Below are 13,899 nucleotides of genomic sequence, written 5' to 3'. Positions count from 1 at the left end.
GAATAAATAAACGTTTTAACTACAGGATACATTTAAGATTAAGTTCTGTAAAAAAACGTTGCAAATTGCCTAAAATATATCAGGAAATCAAATTAAAGCTGAAATCGTTGAGTTTCCCGGCGATGCCGGTCAGGCCGCCGGAGTGGATAATAAGCAGCTTTTGATGCGGTTTGAACTGGTTTTTAACAGCCATATCAGCAACTGCGTAAACGAGTTTCCCCGTGTAAACGGGGTCGAGGAGAATCCCGGTGGCCGCCCCGAAGTCCATAATGAAAGCGGCTAACGATGGCGGGCATTTAGCGTACCCGCCGAAGTGGTAGCCGGGATGAATATGGCCGTCGAATTTACCCGTCAGCTGGTGTTGTATGGTTCCGGGTAAGCGCTCTCCCTCCTTTAGCACCGGCACCAGGTGCAGGGTGTGGGAGCGGCCCCGCAGGTGAAGTCCGTTCCAGAGACCGGCTGCGGTGGTGCCGGTCCCGCAGGCGCAGAATACGTGGTCAAAATCTGTGGCAAGTTCGTCCGCCAGTTCTGCGCAGCCCTTAACCGCATCCGGCCCGGCGCCACCTTCATCGATAAAAAATCCCTGGGAATCATTGCCAAAATGTTGGTTAAACAGGGCTTGCTTATCGCGATAGCTTTCCCGCGAGGTGAAGATAAGCTGCATCCCAAAGATGCGGCATAATGTGAGCGCCAGGTTTTGTATCTCTTCGCCCCGAACAAAGCCGGTACTTTTGAACCCGAACTTTGCCGCAGCGCACGCCGTAGCCACGAGATGGTTTGACCACGCGCCGCCAAAGGTGACCAGGTGCCGTTTCTGTTCCTGCTCCGCCCTGCGCAGCGTGTACTTGAGCTTACGCCATTTGTTACCCGAAATGTAAGGGTGGATCAGGTCGTCGCGCTTGATGAAAACCCTGAGCTGTTTCTCCGCAAATACGGGGTAAAGAACAGGTTCCACCGGGCTGTATACAGGCAGCGTGATCAAATTCCAATCCCGATCCCTGCGTTAAATAACTTGTATTGCGCCGCGGTGAATGATCCGTAGAATTTGAGGAATGCCATGTCGAGCTGGAATCCTACCGTGCTTTTTAAGCCGTTTACGTCTTTTTGTTTTATGGAAACCGGGTCTGTGAAAGTAGTGTACTGTTTTACGCCCAACACCACATCGGTAACCAGGGGGTAATTGCCTACCAGCCCCACATTTGTTTTCGAGGAATTGTAGCCTACGCTAAAGAACGGCGTAAAGAAAAGCAGTTTTTTAGAGATGATGGCATCGGCGTTGAAGCCTGAGAAACTGGCGTCTACACGCTGCCCGGAAAAATCCTTTACCTGCGAGATATCTTTCGGCGCCGAGCCTCCTGGCGGATTGATGTCCAGGTCGTACGTGTATTTTAAACGGGTATAGCCGAGGCCCACGGCAACGTTGAAAGGCAGGATCCTGTCGGCGGTTTTATTAAGGAGTGGCAGCACTTCAAACTTAACGCCGCCGCCTATCAGGCTTACTTTGCCGAAATCGTCACCCAGTTTTGTTTCGGGGATATAGCGTGCCGTAACGTCAAAGTTTTTGGGCAGACCGAGCGTGACCTGCAGCTGCGGAGCCGGGACCAGGGGAATCCCGGTACCCTTGGGGAGGCTGAAGGTTTCTACCACGTTGCCGCTGTTGTCTTTTACCTGCATGGTGGGACCGGCGGTCTCCCTGCCGAAAAACGTTTGCGCCGTGGGGCCGCTTCCTGGTGCAAGCGCTATTTTATTAGAAAGGCCGAGGGTAGTTACATCGAAGGTCTTATCGTCTTTTGGGACAAAGGCACCGGAACCGCTGAGCCGGATCTCTATATGGCCCGTTTGTTTTGTTCGCCCGGTATTCATCCAGCCGGAGTTCAGGCCAACGCCGAATCCTTTGAACAGCGGATCGAGGTATGCGGCGGCAAGCCTGGTGGCATCCGCCGGGCCGGATTTGATCAATTCAGACAGATCGCCCTGCGCAAATACGGGCAAGCGACCGGCCGAAACCAACAAACAGATCGCAAAGAAGCTAACAGATTTTTTCATGGCTTATCAGGTATTAATGGCATAAAGATAAAATATTCCGGCGATGTAGAATTAAGCGCGTAATCTTCCGCCAAACCTTATTTTTGCCGGATGTCAGAAGCCGAAGATTTCCAGGATCAGGAAGAACAGGATCTTTATGAACATTTGCGGGTGGTGGTCGACAAGGGCCAATCGCTGCTGCGTGTGGATAAGTTCCTGATGCACCGTGTGGAAAACGCATCCCGTAACCGCATCCAGAATGCTATCGAAGCCGGCAATGTGCTGGTGAACGGTCATACGGCAAAGCCGAGCTACAAGGTGAAACCGAACGATGTGATTTCGGTGGTTCTGCCTCATCCTCCGCGGGATACAGAAGTTTACCCGGAAAATATCCCGCTGGAGTTATTGTATGAAGACGACGACCTGATCATTGTGAATAAACCCGCCGGGATGGTGGTACATCCTGGTTTCAACAATTATACTGGCACGCTGGTGAACGCGCTCGTTTATCATTTTCAACAACTTCCGCAGCTGCCGGGAAACGATGGCCGGCCCGGTTTGGTGCACCGTATTGACAAGGATACCTCAGGCCTGCTGGTGATCAGCAAGAACGAACGGTCGATGACCTACCTCGCCCGGCAGTTTTTTGATCACAGCATCACACGTAAATACCTGGCGCTCGTTTGGGGCGATCTTACGGAAGACGGTACGGTGACCGGGTATATCGGCCGCAGTGTGAAAGATCGCCGCGTGATGTCGATCTACGATGACGAAGCGAAGGGCAAATGGGCCGTAACCCACTATAAGGTGCTGGAGCGTTTTAACTACGTTACCCTGGTGGAGTGCCAGCTGGAAACCGGTCGTACCCACCAGATCCGCGCGCATATGAAGCACATCGGTCATCCCTTGTTTGGCGACCCGGTTTATGGCGGCGATAGAATTATTAAGGGTGCTGTTTATGCCAAATACAAGCAGTTCGTAGACAATTGCCTGGATATCCTTCCCCGGCAGGCATTGCATGCGCAAACGCTCGGGTTTACGCATCCTTCGAAGAAGCAGTACATGCACTTTGAAGCTCCCTTGCCGGAAGACATGCGGCGGGTGATCGAAAAGTGGAGAAAATATGTAACCGCAGCCGGGGATGAGTAGGTATATCAATTTTAACGGGACGATAGCGGCGGCAACGGAAGCCGTGCTAACAGCCGATAACCGCGGATTTAAGTATGGCGACGGGCTCTTCGAATCCATGCGCTACCTGAAAGGGACATTAAAGTTCGCCGACCTGCATGCCGAAAGGCTCCAGCGTGGCATGAGGGCGCTGAAAATGGATGGGTGGGAGAAAATGAATGCCCGGTTCCTGGCCGAAGTAACCGAAAGCCTGGTACGGCAGAACCGGCTTGGCGCCAACGCCCGCGTGAGGATCACCGTTTTTCGCAATCCCGGCGGATTATACAGTCCTTCTGATAACGGTTCCGGTTACGTGGTGGAAGCGGAGAAATCAGACGAGTCCAGTTATAAAAGCAGTTCGAAAGGATACATTGCCGATGTGTTCACCGAGCTGCATAAGCCTGTGAATTTTCTTTCGAATTTTAAGACGTGTAATTCGCTGATCTACGTGCTGGCGGGAATCTTTCGCACACAAAATGCACTCGACGATGTGCTGATCCTTAATCAACATGGGTTTTTATGCGAAACCATGACCTCTAATCTTTTCGTGGTGTATGATAAGCAGATCTATACTCCTGCATTAAGCGAAGGCTGTGTGGCCGGCGTGATGCGGCAGGTAGTGATGTCGCTTGCCCGCAAAAACGACCTGCGTGTAGTAGAGGCCCAGATCAATCCGGCGATCCTTCACGAAGCGGATGAGCTGTTCACCACCAATGCCGTACGCGGGATCCAATGGATAATGGGACTCGACAGGAAACGTTACTTTAACGAGACCAGCAAGTTCCTCCTTCAGCAATTGAACGGCATTTAGCTTAACGATAAATTATTTTTAAATAATACACTACCAAGTAAGTAGAGTATTATATTTGTAATGTGTCAGTAAATGAAAAAGAGCTATTAGCGGTTGACATTGAACCGGTAAGAAAGGAAGCGCTTCCAGCAGCGGAGCCGAAGGAGGAGGAATATGCCAGGCCGGTGAAGGATGGGATCGCCGACGAGCAGTCGAACAAGCTTGCTGAAAAACGCTGGAAGCAGTTTGCCAACAGGTGCTTGTTTGCGCTGGCGTTTATGTTGATAGGCCATGCTATTTTTTCTTATTTCCCGATCATAAAAGGGTGGGAGCTGCTCGTTGCACAGTTCAACCGCATCGATCCGGAGTTTTTCTGGATGCTGGCGGCCGGCTTTCTCGCACAGTTGGTGGATGGCGCCCTGGGGATGGGTTACGGCGTAATCTCTACCACCATCTTGCTTTCCACGGGTCTTAATCCTGCCGCCATCAGCGGAAGCATCCATACTGCCGAGATGTTTTCAAGTGGTGCCTCCGGTTTTAGTCACTACCGCTTTGGAAATGTTAACAAAAAGCTTTTCCGCACGCTGCTTATCCCCGGTGTGATCGGCGCTATTACCGGTGCTGCCCTTTTATTTTACCTCGGCGAAAAGAATGCTGGTTGGGTACGCCCCGCGTTGTCGGTATACACCATGTTACTTGGCATCCGGATCCTGGTAAACGCGTTCCGTAAGAAAACCGCTTCCCGTAAGGTGAAGAATGCCGGCTGGCTGGCGGGAGCGGGCGGTTTCCTCGATTCATTCGGCGGGGGAGGCTGGGGACCGCTGGTAACAAGCACGCTGATCTCTAAGGGCCGCACCCCGCGGTTTGTGATAGGCACGGTAAGCCTCACCGAATTTTTCGTTACTCTTGGCAGTGCGCTCACCTTTTTTATCCTGCTCGGCGTGAGTCATATCGAAACCATCGCCGGCCTTATTATCGGTGGCGTGATCGCAGCGCCGCTCGCCGCGCGCATGGCCGGGAAACTGAAGACCAGGTCGATGATGATCGGGGTGGGCGCACTGGTGATCATTTCGAGCCTGCGTGCGCTGGTTAAGTTCGCCGCATCGTTTTTCTAGGCATGCCCAACGGCAATTAAAAATCCTTTTACCAAATCCGAAATATTCATTAGTTTTGCGTGCTTTTACAAAAGCCTGCGCCCATAGCTCAGCTGGATAGAGCAACGGTTTTCTAAACCGTCGGTCTCAGGTTCGAATCCTGATGGGCGTACCTAACAGGACTGGTCTCTTTTTTTGAGGTTCAGTCCTGTTTTTTTTTGCCCAAAAATGGCCTTGAATTTCAATTAATTGAAGTGAAAAATGGTTCGAAACCGTTCAGCCGGGTGTACGAATGATGTTTAAACATGTAATAAGCCTGGTTATGCCGGGCTCTTTTTATTTCATTCTTTACGTATCGTCTGAAGCGTAAAATTTATTTCTTACAATTGCGGAATCTAATTCCGAAATTGTAAGAAATAAGTGATATGTTTGCCTCATGGTAACAAGGAGCGTCACTAAAGAACTTATTAGTTTATCTAAGCAATTTAAGGCTATTGCTATCGTCGGACCGCGCCAATCAGGAAAAACGACCCTTGCACGAAGTGTGTTTCCCGGTAAGAAATATGTTTCCTTAGAAAATCCGGATACCCGCCAATTTGCTGTAGAAGATCCGCGCGGCTTTCTGGGGCAATATCCGGAGGGCGCCATTTTTGATGAAGCACAGCGCGTACCAGAGCTGTTTTCTTATTTACAACAAATCCTTGATGATAGCCGGGAACAGGGAAGATTTATCCTGACTGGCTCTAACAATTTCCTATTGCAGGAAAATATATCACAAAGCCTCGCCGGCAGGATCGGGTATATTTTTCTTCTCCCATTCTCGACTGAAGAAGTCAGGTTGTTTCTTGGGGAGTTTCAATCTATCGAAAGTTCAATGTTCCGTGGGGGGTATCCTCCAATCTATGATAATCCTATCTCTCCCGATCGGTGGTTACCGAACTACATTCGGACCTATATTGAAAGAGATGTGCGCCAGCTTAAAAACATAGCTAATGTGAACGCATTTGAACGGTTTATAAAGCTCTGTGCGGGCCGGATAGGCCAATTGTTAAACCTGAACAGCCTGGCTACTGAAACCGGGGTGGATGGTAAAACGATAGCTTCGTGGATCAGTGTTTTAGAAAGTAGTTTCATTATTTACCTGCTTAAGCCTCACCATAAAAACTTCAATAAAAGGCTGGTGAAAATGCCAAAATTATATTTTTACGACACGGGTTTGGCCTGTTCGTTATTAGGAATTAGTAAAATCGACTATTTGGATACGCATCCTCTCAAAGGGAGTTTGTTTGAAAACTATGTTCTAAGCGATCTCGTTAAAGAACGTTATAATAAAAACGAGGTGTTTAATCTCTACTTTTGGCGTGATAACGTAGGCAACGAAATGGATGTTGTTGTGGATAACGGGACTGATCTCTATCCTATAGAGATTAAAGCTGGTAAAACAATAACAAGTGACTATTTCAAAAACTTTTTGTTCTGGAAAAAAATAACAGGATCGGAACGAGGAACAGTCATATACGCTGGCAGCGAAACGCAAATCAGAAGCAATGGTTTAAAGGTTGTTCCATGGAATAATATAACGGATAATCTCAATTCGATATCAATTTCGTAGAGCCTGGCATGATGTTAGGCAACGGGCAGGTTTTTGCAATTTTCCCCTTCAACGGTTCGAAAACCGTTCAGCCGGGTGTACCTGGTGTTTAAAAACCGCGTTTTTAGCTCAAAAACGCGGTTTTCGTATTTTTAAATGCTTTCTTTCAGAATATTTTGAAGGTAAAAAGGTTCGAATCCTGTTGGGGTCAACCATACCGTACTTATCGAACCGTATAGGTAGATATGCATACATTTCCGTGAATTCCGTGGTTTGATGTATCTGTACCTCTTCACCGAGTCAATTCACCCTTTTACCGGGACATTATGCTTCACCGGTAGAAGTTGATTAACTTTCCCAAACGTTTAGCAATGGAAATATGTGGCTGCACTTAATTTAGCGGCGTAAAGTGTCGGATTACGGGGGGAACTGAACAATATCGTATTAAACATATTTAATTTTAAAAGAACCAAAGTCATTATGAAGTATTCGGGTTTATTTTATTTAGGAATTATTTTACCACTCTCGGTAGCTGGGATTCGGGAACTTACCGCGGATAAGCTGGCTCACGACCCATTACCCCGGTTTTCATCCGGTCACCCTGCCGCGTCCAATATTTCCAGCATAGTCAAGCTCGCTGACGCGTTTAAAGCAACATTAAGTGATGACCAGCGCGCGTTATTACAACTGGAATATTCAAAAAGCAATGCTGTAAGATGGTCAAACTTTCCGCAGATGGCCGCCAGGCCAAACAGGGTAGGATTAACGCTCGGATCGCTCAATACCGTACAAATGACCGCATTTAAAGCGTTGATGGCTGAAGCAATGGATGCCCAAACCGTAAATGAAGGTCTTAGCGAACTGGAGGGTGTACGGGTTGCCGATGATACGATCGCGAGACATACCGGCCAATCCAGGTCATTCGGTTCGGGTATCTATTTTATAGCGTTCCTGGGGACTCCGAGCACTTCAGGCTTGTGGGAACTGCAATACGGAGGCCATCATTTCGCCTTTGCAGATACGTATAACAATGGTGAACTGGTTGGGGCAACGCCTTCCTTCCGCGGAGTAGAACCCATCGTACCCATGACGGCTAACGGCAAGGTGTATCAGCCCATGAAACAAGAGCAGGATGCTTTTATCGCAGTACTGAACAGCCTGAGCGAAGGTCAAAAGACAGCGGCCAAACTCAGCGGAACCTTTAACGACATTCTGCTGGGTCCGGGAGCGGACGGAAGATTCCCGAACACTCCCCAGGGACTAAAAATTTCTGAATTGAATGCCGGTCAGCAGCAACTTATACTTAAAGCCATCGAAACCTATGTAGGCGATCTGGACAAGGATACCAAGGCAGCCTATATGAACAGATACAAGACTGACCTGCCCGGCACCTATCTGGCATTTTCAGGCAGCGGTAGTATGGAACAAATATCAGATTATATTCGGTTGGATGGCCCCCGGCTATGGCTGGAATACAATACGCAGGTGAGCAGGGACTTCCGGGGTGCCACTCATCCTCATTCTGTCTGGCGCGATAAGAAAACAGACTATGGCGGAAACTAAGCAGGCACAACACGTTCGCACCAGGTTTGGCTTTAGCTGTAAATGATCATAGCGGAAGTAGTGATTACGGGCGCTTATCGATACAAGGTTTGTGTTAATCGACTCACTGGTAATTTCACGGCGAGAGCGGGTATTTTTGAGTATTAAACGAAAGTGAAAATGATCAGATCGAAATTAATTTTAGCAGTAGTCCTTCTTAGTGGACTACTAGGATCCTGCAAGAAAGATAAATCAGCAAACTCCAATACTACTGGTTCGACAACGTACAATCCAGACCCTGTCGAGGTAACTGGTTGTGCCATTCAAACAGGTATTAGTAAGGTAGTTTGCCTGTCGGATGCATTTAAAGCAACCTTGACTTCCTCGCAGGTGGCTACCTTACAGACCGCTTATTCAAGTGCCAATGCAAAAAAATGGTCGAATTTGCCCCAGGCCCTGGTTCAAAGTTCTAACAAACGCGTTGGCCTGAATTTCGGCTCCATGACTACGACGCAGATCCAATATGCAAAAGCGCTGATCAAAGCGGTAGCTGGTGCAGGAGCTGACGAAGGGTGGGACGAACAGCAGCAATTACTAAATGCAGACGAGTATCTGGGCGCAAATGGCGGTAGCAGCGAATATGGAGCAGCCAACTATTACATCGCACTCCTGGGCACGCCGGCTACTACCGGCACATTCGAGATCATGTTCGGCGGTCATCACGATGCATTCGCAAATACATATAAGGACGGGGTTCTCGTCGGTGCAACACCGTCATTCCGCGGTGTAGAGCCATTTGGCACGTTTACCTGGAACAGCAAAAGCAATCAACCGCTACAGGCAGAGCAAGCAGCGTTTTCTGCCATGCTTAACGGGCTGACGACTGCTCAGCTCGCTACGGCGAAATTGAACGCCACTTTTAGCGATATTTTGGTTGGCCCGCAAAAAGATGCTGCCTTTCCTTCTACGCCTTCCGGAATAGCCTGCAGCTCGTTGTCTGCTTCGCAAAAAGCGCTTGTCATGGCAGCTATCGCAACGTATGTAGGTGACGTCGCTGACGCCGCCCCGATCACTGCAAAATACTCGAATGAACTGGACAATACCTACATTTCCTATTCCGGGACGACCGGTCTTGTCACGCAAAACGATTATGTAAGGATTGACGGACCATCTGTTTGGATCGAATACAATTGCCAGCACGGGGTTATTCTTTCAGGCAACCATCCGCATTCTGTTTGGAGAGATAAGAAAACCGATTACGGCAGTAATTGAAATATTGTCCGATCGGTGAATGCGTAACTATTGTTTTTTAATCGCTTTTCTTTTATTCGCCGGAGACCTGGCCGCACACCCCATGCCCGGCTCGGTGGTGAAGCTTTCCGTTCTTAACCGTGAAATACGTGGTGTAGCATTTATGCCGAAGATAGAACTGGAAAATGCGATAGGCAGGCCGGTCGGTAACTTAAACACGCCGTTTTTTACACGGTATTTTACCAGTCACATTCGGGCGATATCGGGCGGTAAACCCTGGAAAACGACTATCGATAAGATTTTAGTAGCCACCACTCAGGATTCTACAGTGGGCAGTTATGATGAGGTGGAAGTGCATTTTTTGATGATGCCACCCGATTCGGACAACCTGCGTAATTTCACGTTCGACTACGATGTGATTATCCACCAGGTGGTTACACATAGTGCGATCGTGTTTGTGGAGCAGGACTGGAAGAACGGGGTACGCGATGATTTAACCACCCGGCCCCTCGGCGTGATCAAGCTTGACGTGCCTACTGGTAAGATCTTCCCCCTCGAAGTACGTCTTGGGGAGGGCAGCAGCTGGAAGGGATTTATGAGTATGGTCAGCCTGGGCATGGAGCATATCCGTGAGGGAACGGACCATTTACTGTTCCTGCTGACCCTGCTGTTGCCTGCTACGCTGCTCGTTAAGCGCAAGCGATGGGCAGGATTCTGGGGAGTATCCCACAGTCTACGTCACATTGTAAAGATTGTTACCGCTTTTACTATTGGCCACTCCATCACGCTGATTATCGGATCAACAGGGATTGTCCACTTTCCGGTTAAACCGATAGAAATCCTGATCGCGGTAAGCATACTTGTTTCTGCCGCCCACGCCTTCAGGCCATTGTTCCCGGGAAAAGAGCTGTTTATTGCCGCAGGCTTTGGTCTCATTCACGGCATGGCCTTCGCAGAAAGCCTGGTAAGCCTTGATCTTGATGCGGGATCGCTCGCATTAAGTATACTTGGGTTTAACCTGGGGATCGAATTAATGCAATTGCTGATCATCGTAATCACTATTCCCTGGTTGATTATTTTGAGCCGGAACCGGACTTATAAAGAGGTCAGGGTCGGAGGCGCAATCTTTGCCGGAATCGCTGCGGTCGCCTGGATCATTGAGCGGGTTTCGGGAAGTCCCAATAGCATCAGTAGTGCGCTTCAGGCGATATCAGGATCTGCGTATGGGTTACTTTTTTTCCTGGCGATTCTGGCGTTACTCAGTTATTTTAAAAAGAACAGCCCTGAAGCTGATTAAAGACGATCTCGGGGCTCTAACCGCTCAGGCTATTAAAGAGAGGCATTAGTGCATTGCAAAAATAATAGAGGCCTGCGATCCCGACCGCACCGGATGCGTACCTCCGTACAGTTGGCCAACGACCGGAATTTCCGACGTCGTTGTTTACCCAACCCAGCCACCGCAATACTCCATATAGCGGCAATAGCACGATTTGATTTCCTGCCTCTACTCCAAGGCTGAATCCCAATATTGCATACAACAATATTTGCTCCGGCATGGCGTGCATTAGTTCCAAAAGTCCACCAGCAAAACCTAGTCCGTGGAAAAGGCCGAAGAAAAAAGCTACGGTAATCCGGCTGTATCCTTTGGCCTGATTCGGCCAGGCAACATTCTGAATAGCGACAAACACGATGCTCGCAGCTATGATCGGTTCAACGCTATTCTGCGGTAGATGTGCATATCCCAGAGCAGCAAGGGTGAGCGTCAGCGAGTGAGCGATCGTAAACGCAGTTACAACCTTTATAAGGTCCCATAAGCCAGCGGCACCCAATACCAGGGCGCACAAAAAAAGCAAATGGTCATAACCTGTGAGGATATGTTTAATGCCGTGCAGGAAATACGTTTTAACAACGGCCTGGTGATCTTCGCTCTTCAGCTGGTCTGCAGTTGAGGCTAGTGATATCGGCCCTGTAGTAAAATCGAGCTGATAGATGGACTGGTTAGTGTTCCGCGTCTGGCTGGTTACGTGGACGCTGGGATCGGCCGGAAGGAGGCAATTCACCAGGTATACAGCAATAGAAGGGTAGTGGCGATTCTTTAAAATGAACGTGTGTGACGGTTTTTGCTGATCGATATCACCTTCATAGTTGATGGTAATGCTACCTGTTCCTTTACTGAAATCCCGGACTGCAGGAAAACTAAAGGAAGAGAGATGGAGGGTAGTGCTGTGTCCGTCGATGGAAACCAAAAGGTCATGGCTCAACATCTTCAGGTATCCCTGTTCTTCCGCTTCTGAAATTTGGTGATCGTTGTTGAGATCAATTATTTTCAATATCGCAAGTGCGACGTCGACGCCGGGTGTTAAATGAAAGCCGAGTACTACTTTGTCACGTGAAAGACTAATAGTAGTTGCCTGGAGATATTCGTTTAAACGATGTGCGAACGCACCGGGCGTTGACACAAGCTGGAGCGCGAAAAAAATCAGTAACCTAAATTTCAGTCGCATAAGCCCTTACTAGCGCGGATTACTTCGAAAACGCATTCCCGTAACTGTTCAGCGGATCCCGGTAAATGGTATGGACATGCATTGTTGGATCTCCGCCAACGCCTTGTGGTGAAAATTCGATGATCACTCGCGGTCCCTGGATACGGTAGTAAGAATTTCCATTCTTTCCGGGTTGGTGAGTCGTAGGGCCGCTCCAGGCAAAGTACGTGTCGTTAATTCCTGCCCTGATTTCCTTCATCCTGGCTTGCACATAAACATCATTAATGATCCCGGCCCACTGTGAGATCAGGTCAACCAGCATCTCTTTTTGTTTCGTTGTCATTCCCGATGCTTTCAAACCCTCCGGCACGATCACTTCACCATCGTGACCGGGGCCAAGCACGAGGTCGCCGATGTTGTAATTCAGGATAGCTTTTTTTCGTTGTTCATCGTCGAGGGCATTCAGCAAGTCAAAAGCCTTGTCATTTTCTGCGGCCAGTACACGTACGGTTTTGCCGTTCGACTGGTAAACTGAGGGTTGTGCGCCGGTCAAGGTAGGCGTTAGCGCACCTTGTGATCCGGCGATGATCACGTTAAGGCCCAAATGATGCCCACCAAATTCGACCATCCAGGGTGTTTTAGTATTTGGGGTTCCGAAGATTCCGAGCGTGTACACATCTTTTCCTGAAGCATAGTTGGTGCCACCATCTGCCAGTGCCTGGTCAGAACCCATGATCTGTAAGACCTTTTCGTAGCCTTTGGCACTTAATAGCTGCTGAAGCATCTTCATCGCCGCTTCCCGCTGAACGGCAGTAAGGCTGCCCAACTGAAGCCCGGGCCGTGGCACGTCGCTGACAGGATAGTTCGACCATACAGCCTGACCATATTGTTCGCCGATAAAGCCGGCAAACTGTCCGCCCCTGCCACCGCCGCCGCCTCCCGGAGGGCCGCCTGCCGGACGATTGCCGTTTCCTGGTGGGCGATTGCCCTGATTTCCCCCGCCTGCCGGCTGACCTCCTGCGTTGCCCGAACGTGCGAAAGTAGCCGACACTGCAGCTTTCTGAGGCGTAAAAGGGAAGGAGATCTTTACGCGCTGTTCAGCGTTTAGTGAATTTAAAAAGAGAGTCGTCGCTTTGACAATTACTTGAGTTTGATCTACTGGGGCAATCGCCCGGTCCGAATTCCTTACAAGGCTAGACCCGAGCGAAAATAAAGCGATGATGGTGAAGGATAACAAGCTGGTCTTTGTCATGTCTCAAAAATAGTGTTAAATGGTTTTATGCCTGAATAGATCTCCCTGATCAACTGCTAAACTAATTAACGGTTTTTAAAGATCGATTCATAATCGCCGATAGGGTGTGATCTATAGACCAATAGTGATTTTCTATCGACTACAGGAACTCGCATGACGCCGAGACGATAGTTTGCCGGGGTGGCCCGCGTACCGAGATCCGTGTACGGCGAGGAAATCGCCGCCCGTATCCTTCTCGGGCTGTTTCGATAGAAATACCTTTTGTCGTTTAAACATCGGAAAGGTGGCTAAATACCTTGACGTATTCCTCGCTGAAGAGAACGAGCCCTCGGCATTGCCGGCTCTCTATCAGTAAACATTAAGATCATAATTGCCACTTTTTAGCACCTCTACCCACTAGACGTTTGAAATTTGTCCAATTGGTATCTGCAGCCGATCAATGACTTTGTTTATGGTGATTGTCCGGTTTTTTGGCTTGAAAACGATTAGCGAGTTTTGTGCATTACAGAATGCCTTATCGCCTTTATTACTATCTGAATATAAATGTCTTTTTTCTCCGTGAAACCTCGGCGACAACTGAACGCTAGTTACTTAAGGCAGTTAAAAAAAATCGCTTTTTTACGATTTTAGCTTCAATGGTTCGAAAACCGTTCAGCCGGGCGTACCTGGCCGGAGTTAGTTCCGATTTTAGTTCTAACTCCGGC

The 13,899-nt window shown here is 48.9% G+C and carries 11 protein-coding genes and 1 tRNA gene; 8 read left to right on the top strand and 4 right to left on the bottom strand.

The genetic code is table 11. The features are described from left to right. Nucleotides 1-79 precede the first annotated feature (79 nt). Together GS398_RS10960 and GS398_RS10955 are read right to left on the bottom strand one after the other, a co-directional pair. A complete protein-coding gene (locus GS398_RS10960; RefSeq protein WP_369410255.1) occupies nt 80-955 on the bottom strand; it encodes a 1-aminocyclopropane-1-carboxylate deaminase/D-cysteine desulfhydrase in 876 nt (291 codons plus the stop codon). Nucleotides 956-978: 23 nt separating this feature from the next. After that, a complete protein-coding gene (locus GS398_RS10955; protein ID WP_160906796.1) occupies nt 979-2,046 on the bottom strand; it encodes a DUF6588 family protein in 1,068 nt (355 codons plus the stop codon). Between the two features lie 90 nt (nt 2,047-2,136). Here GS398_RS10955 and GS398_RS10950 point away from each other — a divergent pair, with 90 nt between their 5' ends. The 8 genes from GS398_RS10950 (at nt 2,137) to GS398_RS10915 (ending at nt 10,757) form a co-directional block, all read left to right on the top strand. After that, nucleotides 2,137-3,174 carry an RluA family pseudouridine synthase gene (locus tag GS398_RS10950; RefSeq protein ID WP_160906795.1) on the top strand — a complete coding sequence of 346 codons (1,038 nt, stop codon included), beginning with the start codon at nt 2,137-2,139 and terminating at the stop codon, nt 3,172-3,174. Then, nucleotides 3,167-4,003, top strand: coding sequence for an aminotransferase class IV (locus GS398_RS10945; protein ID WP_160906794.1), 837 nt, complete (start codon nt 3,167-3,169; stop codon nt 4,001-4,003). The genes GS398_RS10950 and GS398_RS10945 overlap by 8 nt, the downstream gene beginning before the upstream one ends. A gap of 62 nt (nt 4,004-4,065) precedes the next feature. Beyond that, nucleotides 4,066-5,097 (top strand): sulfite exporter TauE/SafE family protein, encoded by a 1,032-nt coding sequence (locus tag GS398_RS10940; protein ID WP_369410254.1) that lies wholly within the window; start codon nt 4,066-4,068, stop codon nt 5,095-5,097. A 77-nt stretch (nt 5,098-5,174) separates the two neighbouring features. Next, nucleotides 5,175-5,248, top strand: a tRNA-Arg gene (locus tag GS398_RS10935). A gap of 264 nt (nt 5,249-5,512) precedes the next feature. Next, nucleotides 5,513-6,688: an ATP-binding protein gene (locus GS398_RS10930; protein ID WP_160906793.1), complete on the top strand. Its 1,176-nt coding sequence runs from the start codon at nt 5,513-5,515 to the stop codon at nt 6,686-6,688. Nucleotides 6,689-7,147: 459 nt separating this feature from the next. Further along, nucleotides 7,148-8,230: a DUF3500 domain-containing protein gene (locus GS398_RS10925; RefSeq protein WP_160906792.1), complete on the top strand. Its 1,083-nt coding sequence runs from the start codon at nt 7,148-7,150 to the stop codon at nt 8,228-8,230. Nucleotides 8,231-8,389: 159 nt separating this feature from the next. Further along, entirely contained in the window at nt 8,390-9,481 is a 1,092-nt protein-coding gene (locus GS398_RS10920) for a DUF3500 domain-containing protein (protein WP_160906791.1), read from the top strand. Nucleotides 9,482-9,500: 19 nt separating this feature from the next. Further along, entirely contained in the window at nt 9,501-10,757 is a 1,257-nt protein-coding gene (locus GS398_RS10915) for a HupE/UreJ family protein (RefSeq protein WP_160906790.1), read from the top strand. A 16-nt stretch (nt 10,758-10,773) separates the two neighbouring features. Here GS398_RS10915 and GS398_RS10910 read toward each other — a convergent pair whose 3' ends face one another. Continuing rightward, nucleotides 10,774-11,964, bottom strand: a complete 1,191-nt coding sequence (locus GS398_RS10910; RefSeq protein WP_160906789.1) for a HupE/UreJ family protein — start codon at nt 11,962-11,964, stop codon at nt 10,774-10,776. A gap of 19 nt (nt 11,965-11,983) precedes the next feature. Next, nucleotides 11,984-13,195, bottom strand: a complete 1,212-nt coding sequence (locus GS398_RS10905) for a DUF3500 domain-containing protein (RefSeq protein ID WP_160906788.1) — start codon at nt 13,193-13,195, stop codon at nt 11,984-11,986. Between the last annotated feature and the right edge of the window lie 704 nt (nt 13,196-13,899).

This window comes from Hufsiella ginkgonis, assembly GCF_009834915.1.
Taxonomy (GTDB): Bacteria; Bacteroidota; Bacteroidia; order Sphingobacteriales; family Sphingobacteriaceae; genus Hufsiella; species Hufsiella ginkgonis.
Note: the sequence above shows the minus strand (reverse complement) of the source record. Positions and strands in the feature narration are given on the sequence as shown.